At 59.5% G+C, this 23,835-nt stretch carries 24 protein-coding genes and 2 pseudogenes; 11 read left to right on the top strand and 15 right to left on the bottom strand.

What is annotated here, in order from left to right:
• Positions 1–31: 31 nt before the first annotated feature.
• From JL39_RS11835 to JL39_RS11855, 5 genes and pseudogenes are all read left to right on the top strand, one after another.
• Complete coding sequence (locus JL39_RS11835) at positions 32–730, top strand: type IV secretion system protein (RefSeq protein ID WP_037150224.1); 699 nt, start codon at positions 32–34, stop codon at positions 728–730.
• Positions 727–1,530 carry a TrbG/VirB9 family P-type conjugative transfer protein gene (locus JL39_RS11840; protein WP_037150226.1) on the top strand — a complete coding sequence of 268 codons (804 nt, stop codon included), beginning with the start codon at positions 727–729 and terminating at the stop codon, positions 1,528–1,530. The genes JL39_RS11835 and JL39_RS11840 overlap by 4 nt, the downstream gene beginning before the upstream one ends.
• Entirely contained in the window at positions 1,530–2,738 is a 1,209-nt protein-coding gene (gene virB10, locus JL39_RS11845) for a type IV secretion system protein VirB10 (protein WP_037150228.1), read from the top strand. Before JL39_RS11840 ends, virB10 begins: the two co-directional genes overlap by 1 nt.
• Positions 2,719–3,747, top strand: a complete 1,029-nt coding sequence (gene virB11, locus JL39_RS11850) for a P-type DNA transfer ATPase VirB11 (protein WP_037150231.1) — start codon at positions 2,719–2,721, stop codon at positions 3,745–3,747. The genes virB10 and virB11 overlap by 20 nt, the downstream gene beginning before the upstream one ends.
• Positions 3,744–5,420 (top strand): annotated as a pseudogene (locus tag JL39_RS11855) (type IV secretory system conjugative DNA transfer family protein); the annotation flags it as partial. The gene virB11 and the pseudogene JL39_RS11855, both read left to right, overlap by 4 nt.
• Before the next feature lie 25 nt (positions 5,421–5,445).
• Here JL39_RS11855 and JL39_RS31935 read toward each other — a convergent pair.
• The 12 genes from JL39_RS31935 to JL39_RS11915 all read right to left on the bottom strand — a co-directional run bounded on the left by JL39_RS31935 (position 5,446) and on the right by JL39_RS11915 (position 17,520).
• Positions 5,446–5,595: a hypothetical protein gene (locus JL39_RS31935; protein ID WP_161784756.1), complete on the bottom strand. Its 150-nt coding sequence runs from the start codon at positions 5,593–5,595 to the stop codon at positions 5,446–5,448.
• A 128-nt stretch (positions 5,596–5,723) separates the two neighbouring features.
• Positions 5,724–6,899, bottom strand: coding sequence for a M20 aminoacylase family protein (locus tag JL39_RS11865; RefSeq protein WP_037150235.1), 1,176 nt, complete (start codon positions 6,897–6,899; stop codon positions 5,724–5,726).
• Positions 6,896–7,507: a carbon monoxide dehydrogenase subunit G gene (locus JL39_RS11870; RefSeq protein ID WP_081952805.1), complete on the bottom strand. Its 612-nt coding sequence runs from the start codon at positions 7,505–7,507 to the stop codon at positions 6,896–6,898. The genes JL39_RS11865 and JL39_RS11870 overlap by 4 nt, the downstream gene beginning before the upstream one ends.
• Before the next feature lie 9 nt (positions 7,508–7,516).
• On the bottom strand, positions 7,517–8,410 hold the full coding sequence (locus JL39_RS11875; protein ID WP_037150237.1) for an NAD(P)-dependent oxidoreductase: 894 nt from the start codon (positions 8,408–8,410) through the stop codon (positions 7,517–7,519).
• A gap of 29 nt (positions 8,411–8,439) precedes the next feature.
• A complete protein-coding gene (locus JL39_RS11880) occupies positions 8,440–10,788 on the bottom strand; it encodes a xanthine dehydrogenase family protein molybdopterin-binding subunit (protein ID WP_244446878.1) in 2,349 nt (782 codons plus the stop codon).
• 5 nt (positions 10,789–10,793) lie between these two features.
• A complete protein-coding gene (locus JL39_RS11885) occupies positions 10,794–11,276 on the bottom strand; it encodes a (2Fe-2S)-binding protein (RefSeq protein WP_037150241.1) in 483 nt (160 codons plus the stop codon).
• The gene (locus JL39_RS11890) at positions 11,273–12,151 is read right to left on the bottom strand and encodes an FAD binding domain-containing protein (protein WP_037150244.1); all 879 of its coding nucleotides are present in this window, start codon (positions 12,149–12,151) and stop codon (positions 11,273–11,275) included. Before JL39_RS11890 ends, JL39_RS11885 begins: the two co-directional genes overlap by 4 nt.
• A 4-nt stretch (positions 12,152–12,155) precedes the next feature.
• A complete protein-coding gene (locus JL39_RS11895) occupies positions 12,156–13,253 on the bottom strand; it encodes an ABC transporter ATP-binding protein (protein ID WP_037150249.1) in 1,098 nt (365 codons plus the stop codon).
• Between the two features lie 14 nt (positions 13,254–13,267).
• Positions 13,268–14,260 (bottom strand): carbohydrate ABC transporter permease, encoded by a 993-nt coding sequence (locus tag JL39_RS11900; RefSeq protein WP_081952806.1) that lies wholly within the window; start codon positions 14,258–14,260, stop codon positions 13,268–13,270.
• Positions 14,261–15,175: a sugar ABC transporter permease gene (locus tag JL39_RS11905; RefSeq protein ID WP_210165750.1), complete on the bottom strand. Its 915-nt coding sequence runs from the start codon at positions 15,173–15,175 to the stop codon at positions 14,261–14,263. It lies immediately after the preceding gene.
• 163 nt (positions 15,176–15,338) lie between these two features.
• Entirely contained in the window at positions 15,339–16,667 is a 1,329-nt protein-coding gene (locus JL39_RS11910) for an extracellular solute-binding protein (protein ID WP_037150252.1), read from the bottom strand.
• 157 nt (positions 16,668–16,824) lie between these two features.
• Positions 16,825–17,520 (bottom strand): TetR/AcrR family transcriptional regulator, encoded by a 696-nt coding sequence (locus tag JL39_RS11915; protein ID WP_200883945.1) that lies wholly within the window; start codon positions 17,518–17,520, stop codon positions 16,825–16,827.
• A 183-nt stretch (positions 17,521–17,703) separates the two neighbouring features.
• Between JL39_RS11915 and JL39_RS11920 the strand changes: the two genes are divergently transcribed.
• On the top strand, positions 17,704–18,015 hold the full coding sequence (locus JL39_RS11920) for an NIPSNAP family protein (RefSeq protein ID WP_037150255.1): 312 nt from the start codon (positions 17,704–17,706) through the stop codon (positions 18,013–18,015).
• A 709-nt stretch (positions 18,016–18,724) separates the two neighbouring features.
• On the opposite strand, the gene JL39_RS31545 is transcribed toward JL39_RS11920, so the two are convergent.
• Positions 18,725–18,919, bottom strand: a complete 195-nt coding sequence (locus JL39_RS31545) for an aldo/keto reductase (RefSeq protein WP_348270564.1) — start codon at positions 18,917–18,919, stop codon at positions 18,725–18,727.
• On the opposite strand from JL39_RS31545, the pseudogene JL39_RS31550 reads away from it, so the two are divergent.
• From JL39_RS31550 to JL39_RS32135, 5 genes and pseudogenes are all read left to right on the top strand, one after another.
• Positions 18,905–19,765, top strand: a pseudogene (locus JL39_RS31550) (metallochaperone AztD); the annotation flags it as partial. The gene JL39_RS31545 and the pseudogene JL39_RS31550 sit on opposite strands and share 15 nt — an antisense overlap.
• 75 nt (positions 19,766–19,840) lie before the next feature.
• On the top strand, positions 19,841–20,254 hold the full coding sequence (locus tag JL39_RS11930) for a Fur family transcriptional regulator (protein ID WP_037150258.1): 414 nt from the start codon (positions 19,841–19,843) through the stop codon (positions 20,252–20,254).
• 1 nt (position 20,255) lies between these two features.
• Positions 20,256–20,624, top strand: a complete 369-nt coding sequence (locus JL39_RS32130) for a TRAP transporter large permease subunit (protein WP_200883946.1) — start codon at positions 20,256–20,258, stop codon at positions 20,622–20,624.
• 4 nt (positions 20,625–20,628) lie between these two features.
• On the top strand, positions 20,629–20,754 hold the full coding sequence (locus tag JL39_RS32795) for a hypothetical protein (protein WP_265105673.1): 126 nt from the start codon (positions 20,629–20,631) through the stop codon (positions 20,752–20,754).
• The gene (locus tag JL39_RS32135) at positions 20,754–21,380 is read left to right on the top strand and encodes a TRAP transporter large permease subunit (RefSeq protein WP_200883947.1); all 627 of its coding nucleotides are present in this window, start codon (positions 20,754–20,756) and stop codon (positions 21,378–21,380) included. The genes JL39_RS32795 and JL39_RS32135 overlap by 1 nt, the downstream gene beginning before the upstream one ends.
• Here the strand turns inward: JL39_RS32135 and JL39_RS11940 are convergent.
• A complete protein-coding gene (locus JL39_RS11940) occupies positions 21,364–22,401 on the bottom strand; it encodes a zinc-dependent alcohol dehydrogenase family protein (RefSeq protein WP_037150262.1) in 1,038 nt (345 codons plus the stop codon). The genes JL39_RS32135 and JL39_RS11940 overlap by 17 nt on opposite strands.
• A gap of 272 nt (positions 22,402–22,673) precedes the next feature.
• Positions 22,674–23,835, bottom strand: a 1,162-nt coding sequence (locus tag JL39_RS11945) for a helix-turn-helix domain-containing protein (protein ID WP_210165751.1), incomplete at its 5' end; no start/stop codon positions are given.

Here is a 23,835-nt window from a genome sequence, read left to right on the forward strand (position 1 = left end):
TCGAGGGAAGTGTCTTTAAGGATGCGCGCGAATGAGCAAATCGCATGATGCTGCTCTTGAAAGCTATTTTCAGGATGGCGACCGCTGGGAACAGGAAATCTTGAAGAGCGCCAAGCGATCGCGAGCGATCGCCTGGTTCATCACCATGGTCTTCGGCACCATCACGCTGCTATCGCTGACAGCACTCATCCTGCTGGTGCCACTTAAGAGCTTCGAGCCCTATATCATCGAGGTCGACAAGAATACAGGCTATCTGGAGGTCAAATCCGGCCTTACCAAATCGGTCAAACTAACCGATCTGCAAGCCATCACTCAGGCCAATGTCGTGCGCTACATCCGATCCCGCGAGGGGTACGATCCCTTTGCGGTGACCGAAAATTTCGGCATCGCGGCGCTGCTTTCCACCAATGACGCCGCGCGCGAACTCCAGGAGCTTTATAGCGCGGCAAACCCGGACAATCCCGCGAGAATCTACGGAAAGGATAAAAAAGTCACCGTCGACCTCAAGTCCGTCACCTTCTCAAACCCCAGCACCGCCCTCGTTCGGTTTTCCACGACGGAGAAATCGGACACGGGTCAGATCACCCGCCACTACATTTCCGTTGTCCGCTATCGCTATACGGAATCGCCAGCAACCAATGCGTGGCGCTTCGAAAATCCGTTGGGCTTCCAAGTCTATGACTACCGTCGCGATCAGGAAACGGTCACGCCAGGAGATGCCGGACAATGAGGTTGCTTCTTCTCCCGGCTTTTGCAGTCCTCATCACGGTGGAGGCGTTCGCAAGTCAGGCGCCACGGCCAGGATCGCTCGACCGGCGCGTTACAAGTGTCGTCTATCAGGCGAACAACGTGCTGGAAGTGCCCGCAACCTACGGCATCTCCACCATGATCATCTTCGACGAGGATGAGGAATTCGAAACGATCTCGCTTGGAGATACCGACAGCTGGCAGGTCGCCCCCTCAGAAAAGGGCAACATCCTCTTCGTAAAGCCCATCGCACGAAACGTCGACACCAACATGAACATCGTAACGACCAAGAGGATCTATTTCCTCGAGCTCAATGATCACGCTCCGGACGATGGTAAGCAGGTATTTGCCATTCGCTTCGTCTATCCCGACAAGGACCTGAACGCGCGATGGCGCCAGGAGGCCAAGGATCGGGCCGCCTATCCCAATATCGCCAATATCGACAGGGCAAACGTCAATATCGATTATTCGTTTTCCGGCGATCCGGCCCTGAAACCCAGCATGGTCTTTGATGACGGCAAGAAGACCTTCTTTCGGTTTGAAAAGGCTGTCCCCGCGATCTTTGCCGTCCAATCCGATTTCTCCGAGACCCTGCGCAACTTCCGTAAAGAGGGCGATTACATCGTCGTCGACGGTATCGCCACGCAATACACGCTTCGCGACGGCAACCAATGGACCTGCATCTTTAATCTTGAAAGGCCTGACTTCGGCGTCCCGAACCCTGATTTTTTCGGGCCGGCTTTGGACAGGAATGCGACGAAGCGGCGAAGGAGCGGCAACTGATGAAGTTAAGCCCGGAACTAGAGGCGATGGCCGCGGCCGACGACACGCCGGTCCAGGATCGAAACGCTCGACGAGACCAAAGGCTTGGAGCAATAGCCCTGTTTCTGGGCGGGATTGCCGCCGCGTACCTCGTCGTCACGACCTCCGGCGAAAAAAACACCGAGAACATCCAGAGCGACGAGGAATTTCAGACGACGACCTTCAGGCCGCCGTCCTTTCTGAGGGAAACAGAAAAGCCCTCGCCCGCCCCCGAGCAGCCTGTCATCAATCTGCCGCCACCCGCTCCCCCGGAAAAACCGCCTCCCGAGACGACGACCTTTGACGTACCTCCGCCGAAAGAGGTGGCTCAGCCGCCAATGCCCCCTTCACCTATCGAGGAGGCTTTTCCGAAACGGTACATGTCAAAGCTGATTGCAATGGATGAAATCGCCGGCGGCAATGATGGTCGTAGCCTCCGCAACGAAGGCAGTTCAGGCGTGACGGTCGCCGGCGCCGATCGCAACAGCACATATCTCAATGCAGCCTCCAATCTGGCCAGCCGTAGCGCCAAGGCCCGCCGGATCGAGCGGATCGATGCCATGATTACCGAAGGAACGTTGATCCCCGGCATTTTGGAAACGGCGATTAATAGCGATCTGCCCGGCCAAATCAGGGCCATTACGTCACAAGACGTCTATTCTTTCGACGGTCGACGCATCCTAATCCCGACCGGCACGCGCCTCATTGGAGAATACCAGTCAGAGATCACGCGTGGTCAAAAGCGCATTTTTGTCATCTGGACCCGTCTCATCCGCGACGATGGCGTCTCCGTCAGACTTGATTCAATTGGCACCGACGGGCTGGGAAGGTCTGGATTGACCGGCCATGTCGACAACAAGTTCCGTGAACGGTTCGGCGCCTCGATCATGTTGTCGATCGTCGGTGCTGGCGCAAGCTATCTGACGGGATACGGCAGCGAACGGGCTTCTGGCAACGGCGATGACGCAGAGCGTGGCGCAGAGCTCGCGCGAGAAACGATCGCTGAGACCTTCAGCAATATGGCGAATACCGTTCTTTCGGAAAACCTGCGCATCGCGCCGACGATCAATGTTCCTCAAGGCGAGCGCATCTTTGTCTATGTGCGCCAAGACCTCGACTTCAGCGCCCTTTATGACGATCCGATCACCGAAGCAATGAAGGAGATCCGACGTGAACGTCGCGACAGGTAATGTCATGTCGACCAGGCGCGATCGTTATTATTTCCTCAATCGCGCCCTCGAACCGCTTCGGCGGTTCCTTGACGATCCGGCGGTCATGGAGATTGCCGTCAACGGGCCTGGCCATGTCTATATCGAGCGACGTGGTGCCGAATATATGGAGCATCATCACATCAGCAGCCTAACGGCTGACGAAATCCAGAATATAGGCGAGCGGGTTGCAGCGGCGACCGACCAGTTTGTCAGCCGTACAAAGCCGATCCTCAGCGCCTCACTACCGACCGGCGAACGCATCCAGATCGTCTTGCCGCCGGCTGCATCCGGCGGCGGTTCGGTCTCTATCCGCAAACAGGTGATCAATGATTTTACGCTCGAGGAATATCGGGACAACGGCTCGCTGGACAAGGTGTCGGTTGCCGTCGGCGACCTCAGCGACCTCGATCACACGCTGGTTGGGCATCTGCGAACAAACAGGATTTACGACTTCATTCATACGGCCATCAGTCAGCGGGTCTCCATCCTGATCAGCGGCGGCACGTCCTCCGGCAAAACGACATTCCTCAACGCCTGCCTGAAGAGTATCCCCCAACATGAGCGGATCATCACGCTCGAAGACACACGAGAACTTTTCCCTCCCCAGCCGAACACGGTCCACCTGGTTGCCTCAAAAGGTGACCAGGGTACGGCCGATGTATCGATCCAAAGTTTGCTCGAAGCCTCATTGCGCATGCGCCCCGATCGGCTGTTCATGGGCGAAATTCGCGGAAGTGAAGCTTTTTCCTTCCTTCGCGCCATCAACACCGGTCATCCCGGCAGCATGTCCACGGTCCATGCCGATACACCCTTGGGCGCCTACGAACAGCTTGCAATGATGATCCAGCAGGCCGGTATCTCTTCAGGCTTCTTAAAGCACGACCTCATGTCCTACATCCGGATGGTCATCCCGGTCGTCATCCAGTTGCGCCGCGAAGGCGGCAAGCGGAGCGTCTCTGAGATTTTCTTTGCGCGAGACGAGCCGTGATCAGACAGTTCCAAAGCTTCTACTTGTGCTTCTGCGCCGCGATCGCATTGTTTGTCTGGCTGCTCGCCTACGGCCTGGGGCTTCAGCTTTTCTACGAGGATGGACGGATTCTCAAGGCCACGATCACGAGCAATCCCTTTTCGCCGATCCAGCAGTTCTGGTTCTATCCGACCGACCCTGTCCTACAGAAAGTCGCACTTTGGGCAGCGGTGCCAGCCACGCTGGTCGCCGGTCTCATGGCCCATCTTGGTCTAAAACCGACCACGAACCCTTTAGGCGACGCGGCATTTCAGGACAGGGCTTCGCTTCGACGTGGCAAATGGTTTCGCAAAAAGGGCCATATCTTCGGCCGGCTGGGATCAAGAATTCTAAGGGTCAAGGACGATCGGCACCACGTCATTATCGGCCCGACACGCTCGGGCAAAGGTGCAGGTTACGTCATTCCCAATGCCCTGATGCACCAAGGTTCGATGATCGTCACCGATCTGAAAGGTGAGATTTTCAGGGCAACCGCCGGATATCGCCGTCGAGACGGCAGCGAGGTATTTCTGTTCGCACCGGGGGCGGTAACGACAAACTGCTACAACCCCCTCGATTTCGTTCGCACAGAACGCGGTGACCGCACCGCCGACATTCAAAACATCGCCAATATACTCGTCCCTGAAAATATCGACTCTGAAAATTCGATCTGGCAAGCGACCGCGCAACAGGCGCTTGCCGGCGTCATCAGCTATGTGCTGGAAAGCCCGTTTTATAAAGACCGTCGCAATCTCGCAGAGGTCAATTCCTTTTTCAATACGGGCCTCAATCTTCAGGAGTTGATGAAATGCGTCAAGGAGAAAGAACCTGGCCTTTCGAAGTTCACGATGGAGAGCTTCAATTCCTTTATCGCGCTTTCCGACCGCGCCGCCGCGTCCGCTCTTCTCGATATCCAAAAGGCCATGCGCCCCTTCAAGAATGAACGGGTCGTTGCAGCGACACGCGTTACCGACATGAACTTCCATGCCATGAAGCATCGGCCGATCTCCATTTATCTAGCGCCAAGTCTGAGGGATATCACGCTGTTGCGCCCCCTCCTTACTTTGTTCGTGCAACAGGCCATGGATATTCTCACGCTCGAGCACGATCAGAATTCGCTGCCGGTCTATTTCCTCCTCGACGAGTTCCGTCAGTTGAGGCGGATGGATGAGATCATGATGAAGCTGCCTTATGTCGCCGGCTATAACATCAAACTCGCCTTCATCATCCAGGATTTGAAGAACCTCGATGAAATCTATGGCGAGACCTCGCGTCACTCCCTGCTTGGTAATTGCGGCTATCAGCTCGTCCTCGGCGCCAACGACCAGGCGACGGCTGAATACGCGTCGCGGGCGCTCGGCAAACGCACAATCCGCTATCAATCGGAATCGCGAACGATCGAATTTTTCGGTTTACCGCGACGGACCAAGGTCGAACAGATCCGAGATCGTGATCTGATGATGCCTCAGGAAATCCGACAAATGCCGGAAGATAGGATGATCCTCCTCACCGAAGGACAACGCCCGATCTTCGCGGAGAAACTCCGCTTCTTTCAAACGCAGCCGTTCAAATCGGCGGAAGCTTATTCGCAGGCCAACATTCCACGGGTACCGCAGGTCGAATATCTCCCGCCCAAGCCCGTTCCGGCCACAACCGCCAGCTACCAAGACGCGGTTAACCTCACTTCGGCTCCGCGCTCATGATGATCGCCTCCCCAAGTGGAGCCCGGTAAAGAATGATGCGGCCGGTCGGTATGACCCGCAAGAGCCCGGCGAGCGTTGGGATGCCCGCCATCGCAATGATCAAGCCGCGCTTACGGACCGGAGACATACTTGCACCCGACCCGCCAACCTCAACCATCTCGGAAGTCACCTTACCAAGCGGGCGCCATCCAGACATGACGATGCCGAGCATCGGCTCCGGCTGCTTTGCGACAAGATCCGCGGAGCACGGTCCGGTCAGGAAGCGAGACTATTGAGTGCAAGCGCGCGATGGGCGACTTGCATCCAGTATTGAACACCGAGCGTGAGAGCCTCGTCGTTGAAGTCATAACCCGGACTATGGAGATTTCGCCCACAGTCCGCACTGCCATTTCCGATCCAGATGTAGGCCCCCGGTTTCTTCCGAAGCATGAACGAAAAGTCTTCTGCGCCCATGCTCGCCGGCATATCCTGATAAACCAAACCCTCCTTGGACACGGTTTGCGCAGCCGCCCTGGCGATGTCGGTTTCCGCCTCTGTGTTGATCGTCGCCGGATAACGCCTCTGATAATCCAACTCAGCTCGAGCGCCGAAAGTCTCCGCCACCAGCCGCGCGCGATGCGCCATCTCGGCCTCAAGCCGGTCGCGCACCTCCAGCGTCAGCGATCGCGCCGTGCCCCGAATTAATACCGTGTCCGGAATGATGTTCCAGGTATCGCCTGCGTGGATCTGCGTAATACTGATCACCGCTGCATCTGCCGGGCTCAGCGTGCGGCTGACGATTGCCTGCCAGGCCGTATTGATCTGGCCGGCGACAAGGATCGGGTCGATCCCCTGATGCGGCATGCCGGCATGGGCGCCCTTTCCGATGATCTTCAGTTCGAAATTGTCCTGGGCCGCCATCATCGGGCCGGGATGGATTGCAAATGTGCCTACCGGCAGACCGGGCCAGTTGTGCATCCCGAAGATGCGGTCTACCGGGAAGCGATCGAACAAGCCGTCCTCGATCATGACCATGGCGCCGCCATGGTTCTCCTCCGCTGGCTGAAAGATGAAAACGACCGTTCCGCGGGGAGGATTGGCCGCCATCAGACGGGCGGCGCCGAGCAGCATCGCGGTATGGCCGTCATGACCGCAGGCGTGCATTTTGCCGGGCACCTTCGAGGCATAGGGCAAACCCGTCGCCTCGGCGATGTCGAGAGCGTCGATATCGGCCCGCAATGCAACAGAGGGCCCTTCCCCGTTGCGCAATACGCCGACAACGCCCGTGCGCCCGATCCCTTCGTGTACCTCCAGGCCGGCATCCCGTAATTTTTCTGCAATGAAGGCCGCTGTTCGATGCTCTTCAAAGGCCGTTTCCGGGTGCTCGTGCAATTGACGGCGCCATTCGATCAGCTTCGGCTCCAGGGACTTGATGCAGTCTGTAATATTCATTGCATGACTCCCGACACAAGCGTACCCGCCACGCCGATTGCCATACCGACCAGCAACCAGGCGATCCGGTCGATCAACGGTATATGAGCGGTCGCCGATGTCGGGCCTGGGGGCGAGTGCTCATGCCCGTCGGAAGAACCATTTGGCTGCTCGCCGGTCTGGCCCGTTCCGCCGGAAAGCACGGCGGAAAAACTGGAAAAGAAATCCTCCGCATTTTTCTTTGCGATGCTCTGGATCAGCCTCCCCCCGACGCTTGCGAGTTTGCCGCCGATGTCGACATCTGCAACATAGGCGAGTAGCGTGCGGTCTCCCTGCGGCGTCAGCCTGATCCTCGCCGAGCCTTTCGCAAAGCCTGCCGGGCCTCCCTGACCTCGCCCCGATAGTATATAGCCGAAGGGCGGATCAAGGTCGCTCAATTCCACCTTACCCTTGAACGTGGCGGAAACCGGCCCGACTTTCGCGACCACCGATGCCGTGAATTCCCTGTCTCCGGTCTGCAGCATCTCAGAACAGCCCGGAATGCTGCGCCGGAGGGTTTCGGGATCGTTCAGCCCAACCCATACCTTGTCGATCGGCGCAGGGATGACATGTTCACCAACAAATTCCATTGCCGTTTCCTATTTCCCGGCGTGCTGTTCGTAGAGCCTGTAGATCGCCTGCGTTCCCTCCTCACCGAATCCGCTCGATGCGAGCGTCTCATAGAGCCGCTTGGCCAGCGCGAGGCCCGGCAGGTCGAGCTTCATCCGCTCTGCTTCAGCGATGGCGATCGACATATCCTTGATGAAGTGATGCACGTAAAAGCCGGGAGCATAGTCGTCGGCCAGCATCTTCGGGCCGAGGACATTCAAGGCGAAGCTGGACGCGGCTCCGGTTCCGATCGAAGACAGGACCCGTCCTGCATCGAGCCCGGACGCCTTGGCATAGGCGAGGCTCTCGCTGACGGCGATCATGGTAGAAGCGATGGCGATCTGGTTGCTCATCTTCGTGTGCTGTCCCGCCCCCGGCCCACCTTGCAGGACGATGTTTTCGCCCATCAGCCTGAGGAGGGGCAGAGCGACGTTGAACGCAGCTTCGTCCCCCCCGACCATGATCGAAAGTTTGCCCGCCTTCGCACCGACGTCCCCCCCGGAGACTGGCGCATCGAGCGTCCTAACGCCTTTTTGCGCCGCTTTCGCCGCAATCTCGACGGCGAGCGTAGGGCTGGAAGTGGTCATGTCGATGAGTACCGCCCCCGCTTTTGCCCTCTCTACGATCCCGCCAGCGCCGAGGTAGGTTTCCTCGACATCCTTGGGATACCCGACGATGGTGACAAGGATGTCGCACGCCGCCGCCACCTCTCCTGCGCTGTCGTGCCAGACGGCGCCCCTGGCAACCAATTCGGCTCCCTTGCCTTTTGTCCTGTTGTAGACATGCAGCTCGTGCCCGCCGTCGAGAATGTGGCCCGCCATGCTGCGCCCCATGATTCCCAGGCCGACGAAGCCGACTTTCTTCCTGCTATCTGTACTGTTCATCTCGGTTCTGTCCTTTCAGCCAAGCGGGCTCACATGTGCTCGCGCAACAATGACCGCAGGTATTGCGGGGAAAGCGGCTGGCGGTCCGCCACCACGCCGAATGGCGCCAGCGCGTCGTTGACGGCATTGGTCAACGACGCGATCGATCCCATCACACCGCCTTCGGCCATGCCTTTGATGCCGGCCGGCGTACGCTTGTTCGGCGTGTGGTTGTGGAGAATTTCGAAGTTCGGCAGCTCGCAGGCCGTCGCCACCAGGTAGTCGGCGAACGTGGCGGAGAGATTTTGCCCGTTCTCGTCGTAGACGACTTCCTCAAGCATGGCCCCGCTCAGTCCCATGGCGATGGCGCCCTGCTGCTGGCCACGCACGACGATCGGGTTGATGACGGTCCCGCAATCCTCCGAAACCACGTAACGGGAGATGCTGAGCATTCCGGTGCGGATATCCACCTCGACTTCGCAGGCGTGCGAAGAGTTGGAATAGGTCATCGGCGGGGGATCGTAGGTCAGCGAGAAATCAAGCCCCGGCGCGATCCCTTCCGGCAGGTTTGTCGGGTCGAGATAGGCTGTCCTGGCGATGTCGGCGAGGCTGATCCCCGTTGCGTTCCATTCGCCATTGAGGAGCCTTTCCACCCGGCCGTCCAGGAGGCGGAGGTCGGATGCCGAATTCAGGCCGAGCTGGTGCGCGGCGATCCGCAACACGTGGTCGCGGGCTTTTTGCGCGCACAGATACAGCGAACCGCCGCCCGCCGTGCCGCCTCTCGCGCCACGGCTGCCCATGCCGTAGGGAGCCACATCGGTATTGCCGATATGAATCCGAATGCAGGAAGGGTCCACGCCCAATCCCTCGGCAACGGCCTGCGACATCGCCGTCTCATAGCCCTGGCCTGTTGCGCCGAGCCCGACCGAGGCGTTCACGACCCCGCTCGGTTCGATCCTGACCCACGCAGCCTCGTGCCCCGAACCGGGAATGCCGGTCGATTTGTAGAACGCGGAGCCGTAGGTGGTGGATTCGACGACAGTGCAAAGGCCGAGCCCGATATAACGTCCCTCGTTCCGCAAAGCCTGCTGGCGATTGCGGAAGGCGTCGTAGCCGACGGCATCGACCACGCTGCGCAATGTCTCTGCCGGCGTGATGTCCTCCAGCAGTTCGCCCGTGGGCATTCGATAGGGCAGGTCTTCCGCCCCGATCATGTTGGTCCGGCGGACATCGAGGGGGTCGAGACCGAGCTGCCGAGCGACGGCGTCGATCGTTCCGTCCATCACCCAACTCGTGATGGACATGGGTGCCCGCATCGGGCCGTTCCCGCACTTGTTCGTCAGTGCGATCTTGACGTCGAAAGCATAGTCCTCGATCCGGTACGGGCCGGTCAGGATCATCGCTACGACGCGTGACATATAGTTTGCCGGATAGAAACAATAGGCTCCGAAATCCTCGGTGATTTCCAGTTCCAGTCCGAGAATTCGCCCTTCCGCCGTGACCGACGCGCGCGTGCGGCAGAAGTTTTCGCGCGCGTGGCTTGCTGCCATGAGGTTCTCGCTCCGGTCCTCGCGCCAGCGCACCGGACGGCTCAGATGACGCGCCAGGGCGGCGACCGTCAGTTCCTCCCGGTAAAGCGCGATCTTCTGTCCGAAGCCGCCTCCGACGTCGAGGGATATGACGGCGACCTGGCTTTCGGAAAGTCCAAGGCGGACCGCAAGCTGGCTGCGCAGCGGATGCACGACCTGACTGCCGGTATGGAAAGTAAGGTGCTCCCGCCCGGCGTCCCAGACAGCCACACAGCCCCGCGTTTCCATAGGCACGTGGGTCTGGCGATGCTGGTAGAACGAAGCCTCGACGACCGCGTGTGCCTCCTTGCGGCGCCGACCAACATTTCCGGCGGAAAAGCTCTGATGCGAAACGAGATTGGAAGGCAGCGTCTCGTCGACCAGGACCGCATTGCCGACAAGCGCATTTTCCAGCGAGGCGATCGCCGGCAGCAGTTCGTATTCGACGTCGACAAGTTCGGTGGCGTCCTCGGCGACGTACCGGTCCTTCGCTACCACAACGGCCACCGGATCGCCGTGAAACCGGACCTTATCGATCGGCAACGTCGAAATCTCGGTCGGATGAAGGCCCTCGATCGGCGGCGCCACCCGCAACCGGTTTGTCCATCTGTCGAGGTCTTCACCGGTAAAGACGCCGATTACGCCGGGCAGGTCGCACGCCGCTTCCGTTGAAATCTTCAGGATGCGCGCGTGAGCATGCGGCGAGCGCACGAAGCATGCGTGCAGAGCGCCGGGTACCACGATGTCATCAACATAACGCCCCCGCCCATTGACGAGACGCTTGTCTTCCTTTCGCGCCAGCGGTTTGCCGATGTAGTGGAAGCCATCCATTTCGCTCACGGCCGCTCCTCGCGAATAGTTCTCGCCGCCTTCAAAACGGCGGCAACGATGTTCTGATAGCCCGTGCAGCGGCACAGATTGCCCGACAGGACGTCGCGCACGTCGTCCTCGCTAGGATCGGGCGTATCACGAAGGAAGGCTTCGAAGGTCATGATGATCCCGGGCGTACAAAAGCCGCACTGGAGTCCGTGCTCCTCATGCAGCGCCCGCTGCAGCGGGCTTAAATCTGTCCTTCCGACGGCCTCGATCGTCGTGATCTCGTGCCCTTCCATCTGGATGGCATAGGTCAGGCAGGCGCGTGCCGGTTGATCGTCGATCAGCACCGTACAAGCCCCGCAAACGCCGTGTTCGCAGCCGATATGCGTCCCGGTGAGCCCGAAATCCTCGCGCAACACGTCGGCGAGCAATTTGCGAGGTTCTACCGTCGCCTCCAGGGTTTCACCATTTACCGTGAGCGAAATCATCCGCGCGACGCTCATGCAGACGCCTTCCGCGAACGCGCCAACGCCGTCGCGAGCGCCTTTTGCGTCAGGGACGCAGTCACCTCGCGACGAAAGACCGCCGGAATCTGCACGGTGTCTTCAGGCGCGATCGATTGCGCCGCGAATTCGGAGACCGCCTCGATCCAAGTGTCCTCCGGGATCACGCCGGAAGGAGCGACTGCCGACAGGTCGAGCCGGAGGGGCACGGGCGCGACACCCCCGAGCGCAACGTGCAGGTCCCCCAGCCTGCCGGCGTCATCGAGCGTCAGGAGCACCGCGACGGCGACCACGGCAAAATCGCCGCGACGGCGGCTGAACAACTCGAATGCCCAACCGGCGTTGATTGGCAGGCGTGGATAGAGAACCGAGGTCACGAGCTCGCCCTCTGCGAGATCGACTGTCATTACCGACTTGAAGAAATCGCCCGCAGCAATTTCCCTCCGTCCGGAGAGTCCGTGCAAGACCAGTCGCGCGCCGCCGAGCACCGCGACCAGCGGCATCTGCGCGGCCGGATCGGCATGGGCGAGGCTGCCGCCAAGCGTGCCGCGGTGACGGATCGCATAATGGCCGATTGTCGCAGCCGCCGCCGCCAGCAACGGATGCGACCTCGCCACTTCCGGCGCGGTCGCCACCCGATGGTGCCGCGTCATCGCGCCCACCTCCAGCATGGCATCCGAAACCCTGATGAAATCGAGCTCCACCAGATCGTTCAGGTCGATCAGGTGCTCGGGACGGGCGAGCCTCATGTTCAGCATCGGACCGAAGCTCTGGCCGCCGGCGATGGGCTTTGCCCGTTCTCCGAAACGGGCGAGCAAACCCAGCGCAGCATCGAGCGTCTGCGGCCGATGGTAATCGAATGATGCGGGTTTCATTCTATCATCCGATCAGGCTCATTTCGCTCGCCGCATCGAAGACATGCAGCCTGTGGGCGTTCGCCGACAGCTTGATCACGTCTCCGTAGCTGTGGCGCAGGTCCTTGTTGACGCGGAAGAAAAGTTCCTCGCCCTCCACTTTCATGCCGAGGAACTGATCGGAACCGACCGGAAGGACGGAGGTTACCGTACCGGCGATGACTTCGCCGTCTGCGGGCGTATCCCGTTCGTCGACATCCTCGGCGCGAATGCCGAGTTTCACCTTGCGGCCATTATGCGCCAGAAGCTGGCTTGCCCGTTCCGGCGCGAACGACAGCCTTGTCTCGCCCCGCACGAAGGTGACCTTTTGTCCTTCGACCACCAGCTCGCCTGTGAGATAGTTGATGGGCGGGCTTCCGAGGAACGAGGCGACGAAGGTGTTGGCGGGATGTTCGTAGATCTCGTCGGGGGTTCCGATCTGCTGCACGTGTCCGTTGCGCATGACGACGATCCTGTCGGCCAGCGTCAATGCCTCGGCCTGGTCATGGGTCACGTAGACGAAGGTCGTCTGCATCGAACGATGCAGTTCCTTGATTTCCGCCCGCATCGAAATGCGCAGCGCCGCATCGAGGTTCGACAGCGGCTCGTCCATGAGGAACACCGCCGGGCGGCGCACCATGGCGCGACCGAGCGCTACGCGCTGGCGCTGGCCGCCCGACAGCTGGCCCGGACGCCTGTCGAGGAGAGAGGTGATTTCCAGGCGCTGGGCCGCATCCCTCACCCGACGATCGATGTCGTCCCTGGGATGCTTGCGCATAATCAGGCCGAAGGCGATGTTCTCGTAGACCGTCTTGTGCGGATAGAGCGCATAGCTCTGGAAGACCATGGCGACGTCGCGATGATGCGGGGGCGTGAAATTGACGGTTTCATCGTCGAAGTAGAGGTTGCCCTCGGTCACTTCCTCCAGGCCGGCGATCATGTTCAGCGTGGTGGACTTGCCGCAGCCGGAGGGACCGAGCAGAACCACGAATTCCTTGTCATTGATCTCGAGATTGAGATTTTCGAGGGCGACATAACCGTTCGGATAACGCTTGGAGGCATTTTCAAATTCGATGCGAGCCACTGGCAAACTCCCTGTTACCCTTTCACGGCGCCGGCCGTGAGGCCGGAGACGATGTAACGTTCAAAGACGATGGCGATGATCACCGGCGGCACGATCGCAAGAAGACCCGCCGCGTTGATGAACGAGAAGCTTATGGTGAAATCGGACGTGAACGACGCCAGGACGATCGGCAGCGTCTGGGAGGAGACCGTCTGGGTGAACATCAGCGCCAGGAGGAACTCGTTCCAGCTGGTCAGGAACGCAAACAGGATCACCGCCACAATGGAAGGCAGCGACAACGGCAGATAGACATGCGTCAACGTCTGCAGGCGTGAGCAGCCATCGACGCGCGCCGCCTTGTCGAGCTCGTCCGGCAGGCTCTCGAAATACTGGATCAGGATGAACACCGTGAACGGCACGGTGATCGCCAGATAAGTGAAGACGAGCGACAGGATGCTATCGAGCAGCCCGAGATTCTTGATGACCAGGAAGAAGGGAACGACGAGGGCGATATCGGGAATGACGCGGGTCGCGAGGATGAAATAGACGGACCCCGTCCGCCCCCGGAAGCGGATCTTCGCCATCGCATAGGCCGCGGGAAGCCCGACCAGCAGGTTCAACACGACAACGAGGGTCGCGACGGCGAAGCTGTTGAACATGGCCGGCAGCAGGTTTTTGGCCGTCGACGGGATGAAGCTTCCCGAGGCCGGGTCCTGCCTGTTGCGGGTCTCATAGCTCACCGGGCCTTCGTCGGCCGTAAAGATCGCCTTGAAATTCCTGAGCGTCGGTTCGTCCGGTATCCAGTGCGGCGGCACCGAAACGATCTCGGCTTCGGTCTGCAGCGAGGACGATACCAGCCATGCGACGGGCATCAGGACGACCAGCATGATGGCAAGCGAGCCGGCGAATATGACCCCGCGGTGGAGCCACCTGTAGATCTCACCGCGCCGCTTGTAGTTGATCGAGCGCGGCGGGACGGGTCGCCCGGCCCGGCTCCCGTTGTCCGGGAGGTCGTGAAGGCTGGCCATTTACACACTCCTGCCGAGAATCTTGATGACGAAGTAGGCGAGCGCAAAGGTCACCAATGCCAGGACGTAGGACATCGCGGCGCCGGAACCGAAGGACAGGTTGCGGAACGTCTCGATGTAAATTTCCCACGACAGCACATGGGAGGCCGTGCCGGGACCGCCTTCCGTCAGAACGAAGAACAGATCGAAATGCCGGATGGAAATCATCGTCTCGTAGAGGATGACCAGCATGAAACCCGTGCGCATGGAAGGCAGCGTTACGTGAAGGAAACGCTGCAGGAGCGGCGCCCCATCGACTCGGGCCGCATTGTAGAGATCCTGTGGAATGGATTTCAGCGACACCAGCAGCAGGATCGTTGCCAAGGGGACTTCTTTCCAGACGAAGGCATTGGCGATCAAAGGCAGCGTTTTTTGCTGGTCACCGAGCCAGACCAGGTATTTTTCGATGAAGCCGAGCTGGTAGAGCAAGCCGTTGAGCGCGCCGTAGCCGGAATCGTAGATCCACTTCCACATCAGGGCGTCGGCGACATAGGGAATGGCCCAGGGAATCAACAGGATCGTGCTGACCAGGCGCCGTCCAGGGAACTTCTCGTTGAGGAGCAGGGCGGCCAGGAGCGCCAGCACCGTGATCGCCGTGACGGACATCACGGTGAAGGTGACGGTCCTCAACACCGCGGTCCAAAAAAGGTCATCGCCGAACAGCTGAATATAGTTGTCCAGCCACACGAACGGCGTCCGGTTGGGACGCGTCAACTTGATCTGGAAGAGGCTTATATAGAAGGAATAGCCAATCGGGAAAACCGCCACCAGCCCGAGGACCGCCATGACCGGCGCGATGAAAACAAGTGCTGTACGGTCGTCATACGTAAAACGCCGCATCACCTTCGCGCCTATTCCGCCTGCCGTATTTGACATGTCGAGAAGTTCCACCAGATTCCGATATCGATGAGCCAACTGAGATCGATCCCGCCTAGACCTGATCGCGCTTCGCCCGAAACGTGTCCCCAAACCAGATACGGTGCCCCAGATCCCGCTTCCCGGCCGGCCACCCAGCCAGGAAGACTATCTGTCGATGTTATCAGGACTGGGACTTGAGATCGTCCCACTCCTTCCCCGACTTCTTCAACGCATCAGCGGCCGAGGCATTGCCGAGAACCGCCGACTGCCACGCGGAGCCGTTGACCTCGTTCCAGTCGCCGAACCAGGGCGTTATCACGTCCTTCTTGCGGGCGAGCGCCTGCTGTTTCTGGATCAGTTCCACATCGCCATATTTGTTGTAGGCGGCGCGCACGTCGGCATCCTGGAACAGCGGCTTGACGCCGAAACTCGAACCCAGATCGAGGAAAAGCAGCTTCTGGAATTTGTATTCGCCGTCCGCCTTGCCGCCAAACCATTCGATCAGCTTCGCGGCGTTTTCGGCACGGGCCTTGTCGGCGGCAGCCTGCGTCGACATGCCATGGAAACGCATCCAGCCGACCGTCGCGTGCGACCCGTCCTTGCCCTGCGGCATCAGCGCCTGCTTGGCGCGGCCCGCAATCTTCGACTGAGCCGGATCGTTAAGCATGGCCAGGCGATATTTCGGCAGAAGTGCAAAGGCATGGTTGCCGGCAGCAAACGCCTTGAGGCCGTTGAGCTCCCCCGTTTCCAGGCAGGCGGAGGAGACGATCTTATGCTTGTTGACCGCATCGACGATCCACTGGAGGGTCGTCAGGGCGCCGCCCTTTGCCTCCTGCATGACCGAATTGCCCTTGTCGTCGGTGAAGGCGCCGCCCTGCGAAAAGACCATTGCCGACATGAACTCGATGAGCCAGCTTTCCTTGGCTAGCGCCAGCATCAGCGGAAAATCGGAAAGGCCTTTCTGCTTCATCACCAGCGACTGCTCGACGACTTCGTCCCAGCTCGTCGGCGGCGCGGAAAACCCTGCAGCGGAAAGCTTTTCGGCATCGTACAGGAAGCCCATGTAGTCAGTGTAGTAGGTCAGGCCGTACTGGCGTCCGTTATAGGTCATCGAATCCGTACAAAACGGTTCGGCGTCGCCATTATAGGCCATCAGATTGTCGAATCCGTCGATCGGGGCGATCCAGTTGGCTTCGGCCCATTGCGGCAGCCAGCCGTCCGAAACCCACAGGACGTCCAGGGGGGCGCCGCCGGCAAATTTCGTGACCATAGCATCGGGATACTGTGCCCATGGCGCATTCGCGTAATCGACGGTCAAGCCCGTCTTCTTCTCGAATGCAGCGACATGGCTCTTGACCAGATCGACCGCAGCCGACCAGGTCTGCAGGTTGATGTTGCTACCTGCGGCACGCGCAGTCACGCCCGGCAGAGCCAGCGCGGCGCCACCGACCAAGGCCGAAGCCTTGAGAAATTCGCGCCGTCCGAAGGCGCGCCCTAATCCAGTTTTCATCTTTTTATCCCCTCGAATGCGCGACTGTGTCGCGTAACCGGCCCAAGGCCGCGGAAGCCGTCGGCCTCACGGGGAAAAGCTAACAACGTCTGAATAAGTCGTCAACTGACGACTTCAATAAAATGAATCGACCGTCGTACCAAGCGGCAGGGAAAAATCAGGCCTCGATTTTCGCGTACTGGGCAATCATGGCGTCGAAACCGCTCAAGAACAGGCTGACATGCATCTCGACGACCTGCTCCTGCGGGATGACCTGGCTCGCGTGGTAGATGTGCCTGCGAATCCCGTAGTGTGATATCGCACCGTGGATGATCCAGCCGATCTCGTGGATCGCCTCCGGTTTGACGTTAAGGGGCCTGCCCCGCTCATGGGCAGCTTCCGCCACGATCGTCTCCATGAGCTTCGTGATGATCGATGAAATATAGCTCGGCGCCATGTCCGCTTCGGCCAGCGAGGAGTACAGGAAAAGACGCAGCCAGCGCCGGACGAGCACCGCGTCCAGATATTCGTTATAGAAATCGCACAGCCGGTCGTGCATAGGCCGCGAACGGTCGCTAAGTTCAGCAAACCAGACGGCCTGAAAAGGACCGAGGATCGCCGTATCGTAGACCTCTCTGAGCAAATCTTCCTTGGTCGGGAAGAAACGATACAGAAGACGTTGGGAAATGCCGCAGTCAGCCGCCAGGGCGCGGGTTTGCGCCGTCAGTCCATACTCGGAGAACAGTTCCGTAGCCTTCTCCAGGATCTGGGCACGTCGCTCCATATAGGGCAGACGTTTTCCCTTTTTCTTCGAGGTACCAGGTTTCTTGGCAACAGCCTGGTTGCCTCGCAGATTGGTGGACTTGGCTTTCAACAGACCGTCGCTCCCCGCGATAAATGCATCGTGATTCTCGCCCTTTCTTAGCACGAGCAGGGCCGCAGCGATAAATCGAGCCTATTTTATCGTCAATTGACGAATTACTGTCCACTGTGCATTGTCAGAAGCAGGCTTCCACCGAAACATATCGAGCCGGTCTCCAGGAGAAGGACGTCGCTAATGATTTATGAGCAGCGCATCTATCAAGTAACGCCAGGCACCACCGGCGCCTTTCTGAAGGTATACGAAGCCGAGGGGCTTGGCATCATAACGCAATATGCCAAACTGGTCGGATGCTGGACGACCGAAAGCGGCACGCTGAATTCTGTTGTTTTCATTTGGGCCTACGACGATTTCGGCCATCGTTCGGCACAGCGCGCAAAGTTGGGAGCCGATGCCGCGTGGCAGGCGTTCGTGCCCAAGATTCTTCCCTTCCTTGTCCACCAGGAAAGCCGTTTCTTGCTGCCGACCGCATTCTCGCCCTTGAATTAACCTGTAAACTTAGAGATGCGGCCAAGGCGCCGGTGCGCATTTGCCCTCTCGGATGGCGGCGCGGAGGCGTGCGCAAGCGCCCCGTCGGATCTTCTAGATATGAAACGAAGCAAAGATGCTTGCACCGGAGCCAAAGATTACTGCGATTGGTAGGACGCCCGATATCAAAAATGGCCGGATAAACGACTATTGTGTATGGTTTTGACGATCTGAACCTTCCACCTTGTGCGCGACAAACAGCAAACCACTGAACCTACTGAAGAAAGCGCGTGCTCTCGCTTTCACTGGTTGCCTCTCGATGATCGCGTTCAAACCGCGACTTTTTATTCCTGTATGGTCGCGCCAGCCATCGAGATGGATTTTCGAGGACGCACCTGTCGGGCAACCGGCAGGCGCAACTGCGTCAAGCAGTCTTCTGCCACATATGGCTGACTGTGAGCCAAACCGCTGAGACAAGAAAATGAGGAGCACCGAGGCCAGCATAAAGTTCAATTTCTGAAGCCAATGCATTGAATTCATGTACATTCTCGCTTACGTGCATGAGCCGCGCTCTGCCGCTCGCAAAAGCTGCGAAGTTCTATGCCCCGCGAGCCGGTGTCGGGCACAATGTCGTCTCGTCAACTTGTCTGGAAATGCTCTGGAGTTCATCGAGATAGAATTGAAATGGCTCATTGCCGACCCAACCGACCAGAGCTCGGACCACCGCCGACTACACATGGCCGGCGATCGGTTTCGGCAGATAATGTTGTTCGAGCTCGGCCACGTCCTCTGCGGTCAGGCTGATCTCCAGTGCCTTGACCGCATCCTCAAACTGTTGCGGCTTCGAAATGCCCACGACGGGCGCGGTAATGGCTGGACGGGTTGCGACCCAAGCATAGGCAACCTGCGCCATCGGCTGCCGCATGATGATCACGTCGTCCTGTTTTACGATCGCTCCGACAAGGCAGAAATCATCGATGAAGCCGACATCCTCGACGGAAAGGTCGAGAAGCGAATTGTCGATACGGTCAAGCCGCACCATGGCGTGGCAGTAACAATGGGCCGCTACGTGCTCGTCTCGGTCCCAAATACAGAGATTGAAACGAAGCCAGATGAATTGCCGCCGCGCATTGGTCTTCGCGTCGTGGATGAAAAGGGCGAGCAGGTTGGCGAGACAGCCACATGCACCGACCTTCACGGTGAGGCGACCTCGGCCCGCCTCGTCGCGTTTGGCTGCAAGGAGGGCGTCCTTGTTGTCCGCCCGGGCGGACTTGATGGGCCGAAGCTGACGATGCTGCCCTATCCGGCCGATTTCGCGAAGGCCCACACCGGCACACTCCTCGGCGGCAAGGCGATGCAATTCTTCCTCGGCAACTATGGCGATGACAAGCTGGTGCTGATCGACGCGGATGCCGAACAACCCTACAAGCTGATCGAGCTGCCGACACGACGCGTCGATTTCCAACTCGATCCAGCAGAACCGCGCAACGCCTATATCCTGACAGAAGACGGCGACCTGCATGTTCTCAATGTCGTCAAGGGCGAAATCGTCAATAAGGTGAAGGTCACAGAGCCTTACAGCAAGGATGGCCATTGGCGCGATCCGCGCCCGCGCCTTGCTGTCGCCGATGGCCAGATCGCAATTACCGACCCGCGCCATTCTCTCGTTCGCGTTGTCGATGCCGAGACACTGAGGGAAACGCGCACCATCGCGGTCGAGGGGCAGCCCTTCTCAATCGTTGCCGTCGGCGGCTCGGGCGCTCCGCACTGATACGATGAAACCTCTGCCCGGAACTACAGCGCAGTTCCGGGCACACCCTCAAAACCGCACCTTCCGGAGATGAGTATGTTGCAGGCAGTCCATTCCGACGATTTGAAACTGACGAGGAACCAGAGCCTCGTGCTCTCGGTGCTACAATCGTCCGGTCAGCCACTAAGCGCCTATAGCATCTTGGACCGATTGCGCGATGCCGGATTACGGGCGCCGCCGCAGGTCTACCGGGCGCTTGAAAAGCTTATGGAAGCTGGCCGCATCCACCGGCTGGAAAGCATGAATGCCTTCGTCATCTGTTGTCATTCAAAGCATGGGCAGATCCATCCACGGACCACCACCTTCGCGATTTGCGAAGCCTGCGGCAAGGTCAACGAATTCCACGATGCGAAGATCGAGGATGCGCTTGGAAGGCGCGCCAAGGGTAGCGGCTTTAAGATGCGCTCCACCACGATCGAGGTCCACGGCCTCTGCGCCGAATGCCACTGAATTGAACGATCAACGCCCTACCGCTCTTGCCTTCGCAATGCTGGCCTGGCCAGTTAACCCCGCGGGCTTTGCCGCCACCTCCGGCTCCCCCGTCGCCACCGCCGCCGCCGTCGGGGCGGTCGCCATTCCGGAAATGAAGAAGGCTGGCTACGATTCGCGCCTTGCCGCGGGATCGGTCGCCGCCAGCGGCGTGCTTGACGTTCTCATTCCTCCTTCGGCGCTACTGATCTTCTCCGCCGCGCTGACCGAGGTCTCCGCCGGCAAGATGCTGATCGCCGGCTTCATATCCGGCATGCTCACTACCGTCGTCTTCATGGCGGGCGTCGCACTTTTCGGGCACGTCATTGCGAACAGGGCGGCTCGCCGGTGACCGCATGCGGGCCACCGGCCAGGCATGGCAGGTGCTGATCCTGTTCCTGCTCGGCTTTGGCGGCGTCTGTCTCGGACTGCTGGCGCCAACAGAAGCGGCGGCCATCGGCGCGCGCCGGCGGCGTTCCTGATGCTGCGTTTGTCCCGGTCCGACAGGGCCCAATTGGTACCGAACCTGCTCTTCAGCTTCAGCTCCACCGCGACGACCACCGTAATGATCCTGTTCATTATCATCGAGGTCGGTATCTTCAGCTACTTCCTGACGCTCGTGCAAATCCCACAGATCGTGGCCAAAGCCATCGTCGAACTGCCTGCCGCCGCATGTCTTTGTCCATCCCGCCATTGCTCTATATCCCGCCCGACATGTTTCTCGATGCCTTCTCCATGCTGGCCATCATCCTGCCGATCGTCTTCTCGACCGTACCGGTCTGGGCTTCGATCCGATCTGGTTCAGCATTCCGTGTGTGAAAATGCGCGAAATCGGATTGATGCCCCCGCGGTCGGACTGAACTGCTTGGTCATTGCCGGTATTGATCGCGACACGTCTCTCTCCGACGTTTTCCGCGGCGCCCAGTGGTTCGTGGTCATGGAAATGTTCACGATCGGGCTGATCTTCTTCTTCCCGATGATCGTCACATGGTTGCCGGACACCATGATGGGCCGCGGATCCTTGCACAAACGAAATCCACCGGATTCACGATCGAAACCCGGTGGCCTTTGCATTCGAAGCCTCTACGTGTTCAGGCGGCGAGGATGACCTTCATGGCCTTTTCGCGCGCGGCATTGCCGAACACCTCGTAGGCATCGAGAATCTGGTCTAGCTTGAAGCGGTGAGTAATCAGCTTGCTCGGGTCGAACCTGCCGGCCGCTACCGTCTTCAAGAGCATCGGCGTGGTGTTGGTGTTCACCAGTCCCATCGAGATGTTGATGTTCTTGATCCAGAGATCCTCGATATGAAGTTCCACCGGCTGGCCGTAAACGCCGACATTGGCGATCTTTCCACCCGCCGAGACGATTTTCTGGCAGATGTCGAAGGTGGCGGGAACGCCGACGGCTTCGATCGCCACATCGACGCCGCGTCCGTCGGTCATCTCCATGACCTTCAGAGCGGCATCTTCCGCGCCGACCTGAACCGTATCGGTGGCGCCGAACTGCCGGGCAAGGGCCAGACGCGAGGGGTCCATGTCGATCATCACGATCTTGCCCGGTGAATAGAACTGTGCCGTCAGGAGCGCGGACATGCCCACCGGACCGGCGCCGACGATGGCAACGGTGTCGCCGGGCTTCACGCCACCCGCCTGCACGCCGATTTCCAAGCCCGTCGGCAGGATGTCGGAGAGCATGACCAGCGCTTCCTCGTCCGCCCCGGCCGGGATCGGGTAGAGGGAGTTGTCGCCATGGCGGATGCGGACATATTCGGCCTGCGTGCCGTCGACCGTATGGCCGAGTTGCCATCCGCCGTCGTCGCAATGGGAATAAAGCTGCCGCTTGCAGTTCGGGCATGAGCCGCAGGACGTAATGCAGGAAATCAGGACGGGATCGCCCTCCTTGAAGTTGCGCACCGCGCTGCCTACCTCATCGACCACGCCGACGCCTTCATGGCCCAGCGTGCGTCCCTCGGTAACGGTTGGCACATCGCCCTTCAGAATGTGCAGGTCGCTGCCGCAAATGGTCGTCTTTGTGATTTTGACGATGACATCGGTCGGCTCCTGCACGGCCGGCTTGGGTTTCTCGACCCAGTCTTTCTTGCCTGGCCCGTAATAGACAAGCGCTTTCATCAGATCCTCCCTAGGGGGTATCCCCCTCAGCATGATGTTACAGAGATCGCACAAACCGGCCTCCTGTCCGGGTAGTGAGGTGTGAACCAACACCTATGGCGACATTAGAACAACAAGGAGAGCAGGCGCAGGCCGGGCTTTGATCTATTTCGGAAGCCGATGATCCGAATGAGAAGTAAACCGCAACATGGGAAAGTCGCCTGCCGAAACGGATCGGCAGTCACGGCTCCGGTTGGAATCCTCAGGCGCCAAAGGTCATGACTGGCGGGTCGTCATGCCCTTGCCAGACGATTGCGCAGAGTCTGGTAAGGGCTCTCGCCGAAGCGCTGCCGATAGCTTGCGGTCATCGCGGTGAGGTTGACATAGCCACGCGTGGAAGCGATCGAAGAGACAGTCTCGCCGGGCGGCGCGTCTTCCAAGGCTTTGCGAAGGCCCTCGAGACGCCGTGCCGTCAGATAGTCGTGCGGAGTAATGCCGCGAAACCGCCTGAAACCCTCGGACAGGCTGCGCGCGGAAATGCCGAGCTGTACAGCGATCTCGGTAATCGACGGCGCCTCGTGCGCACGCTCCTCCATCAGCCGCTCCGCTTCGCGCACATATCGCGGCGCTGCACCCCGCGCGCCGGTTTCCAGATTGAGTCCGGAGCATTCGGCCCAGCCGCGCAATAGTTCCAGGCAGAGGGTTTCCTCGATCCGCTTCTCCATCAACGGACTGGCAACGCCATCACTCCGGGCATCGACGGATCGTGTGGCATAATCCAAAAGGGAGAGCCAGGCGGAGTGCCCGCGCCCGAAAACCAGCCGCTTTTTCCAGAGATCGTCCTCGGGCACGAAGCCGTACCATCGCTGCGCCGTTTCCTCCATCAGCCTGTGGGGAATGGTCAGGTTGAATTGCAGGTCATCCCCGTTCGCGACATTCCAGTAATCCGTACGGCTGCAATCGACCACATAGCTGTCTCCGGGCTGCGTATCGATGGTGGCACCGCCCATGAGCGGATGGCACACGCTTCCTCGCATGGTGTTCACGACGATGATGTTTCCCGAGGAGGGGTCAAACTCGTCAGCCTTCGTCGGCACGCCGAAACAGAAGCGACTGAGCACGATTCTGCCGATCGACAGGGTGCGCAACGTGGCATTCGGATCCGCTCCCTGGACGAGTGGTTTCGTGGCAAGCGGCATATAGACCCGATTGCAGAACGCATTGACCTCCGCCCACTCACGGGAAGCATTCAGTTTTCCGCTCAGGAGCGGCTGGCCTTGCGCATCAAACAGCAGCGCATGTTCCAGCACGGTGGCATCCTCCTGCAAATCCCGCCGATATTGTGCCCGGAAGTATGGATATTGCAACAAGCAGATTGGATCGCGCGCCCACAGCAGGAGCTCTAGTGTGACGTCCCAGAGATTATGACTCGTTGAGCAAAGGTGTTGGATAAGA

Origin of the sequence: Rhizobium sp. YS-1r (genome assembly GCF_000757525.1) — a bacterium.
GTDB lineage: Bacteria > Pseudomonadota > Alphaproteobacteria > Rhizobiales > Rhizobiaceae > Neorhizobium > Neorhizobium petrolearium.

Coding starts and splice junctions, on each gene's coding strand:
- JL39_RS11885 (WP_037150241.1), bottom strand. CDS start 11,276: ATGAGCGTCGCGCGGATGATTTCGCTCACGGTAAATGGTGAAACCCTG.
- JL39_RS11840 (WP_037150226.1), top strand. CDS start 727: ATGAGGTTGCTTCTTCTCCCGGCTTTTGCAGTCCTCATCACGGTGGAG.
- JL39_RS31545 (WP_348270564.1), bottom strand. CDS start 18,919: ATGCGGCAGCCGATGGCGCAGGTTGCCTATGCTTGGGTCGCAACCCGT.
- JL39_RS11940 (WP_037150262.1), bottom strand. CDS start 22,401: ATGAAAGCGCTTGTCTATTACGGGCCAGGCAAGAAAGACTGGGTCGAG.
- JL39_RS11870 (WP_081952805.1), bottom strand. CDS start 7,507: ATGGAATTTGTTGGTGAACATGTCATCCCTGCGCCGATCGACAAGGTA.
- JL39_RS11905 (WP_210165750.1), bottom strand. CDS start 15,175: ATGTCAAATACGGCAGGCGGAATAGGCGCGAAGGTGATGCGGCGTTTT.
- JL39_RS11900 (WP_081952806.1), bottom strand. CDS start 14,260: ATGGCCAGCCTTCACGACCTCCCGGACAACGGGAGCCGGGCCGGGCGA.
- virB10 (WP_037150228.1), top strand. CDS start 1,530: ATGAAGTTAAGCCCGGAACTAGAGGCGATGGCCGCGGCCGACGACACG.
- JL39_RS11920 (WP_037150255.1), top strand. CDS start 17,704: ATGATTTATGAGCAGCGCATCTATCAAGTAACGCCAGGCACCACCGGC.
- JL39_RS11910 (WP_037150252.1), bottom strand. CDS start 16,667: ATGAAAACTGGATTAGGGCGCGCCTTCGGACGGCGCGAATTTCTCAAG.
- JL39_RS11930 (WP_037150258.1), top strand. CDS start 19,841: ATGTTGCAGGCAGTCCATTCCGACGATTTGAAACTGACGAGGAACCAG.
- JL39_RS11875 (WP_037150237.1), bottom strand. CDS start 8,410: ATGAACAGTACAGATAGCAGGAAGAAAGTCGGCTTCGTCGGCCTGGGA.
- JL39_RS11880 (WP_244446878.1), bottom strand. CDS start 10,788: ATGGATGGCTTCCACTACATCGGCAAACCGCTGGCGCGAAAGGAAGAC.
- JL39_RS32135 (WP_200883947.1), top strand. CDS start 20,754: ATGCTGCGTTTGTCCCGGTCCGACAGGGCCCAATTGGTACCGAACCTG.
- JL39_RS32795 (WP_265105673.1), top strand. CDS start 20,629: ATGCGGGCCACCGGCCAGGCATGGCAGGTGCTGATCCTGTTCCTGCTC.
- JL39_RS31935 (WP_161784756.1), bottom strand. CDS start 5,595: ATGTCTCCGGTCCGTAAGCGCGGCTTGATCATTGCGATGGCGGGCATC.
- JL39_RS11865 (WP_037150235.1), bottom strand. CDS start 6,899: ATGAATATTACAGACTGCATCAAGTCCCTGGAGCCGAAGCTGATCGAA.
- JL39_RS11835 (WP_037150224.1), top strand. CDS start 32: ATGAGCAAATCGCATGATGCTGCTCTTGAAAGCTATTTTCAGGATGGC.
- JL39_RS11890 (WP_037150244.1), bottom strand. CDS start 12,151: ATGAAACCCGCATCATTCGATTACCATCGGCCGCAGACGCTCGATGCT.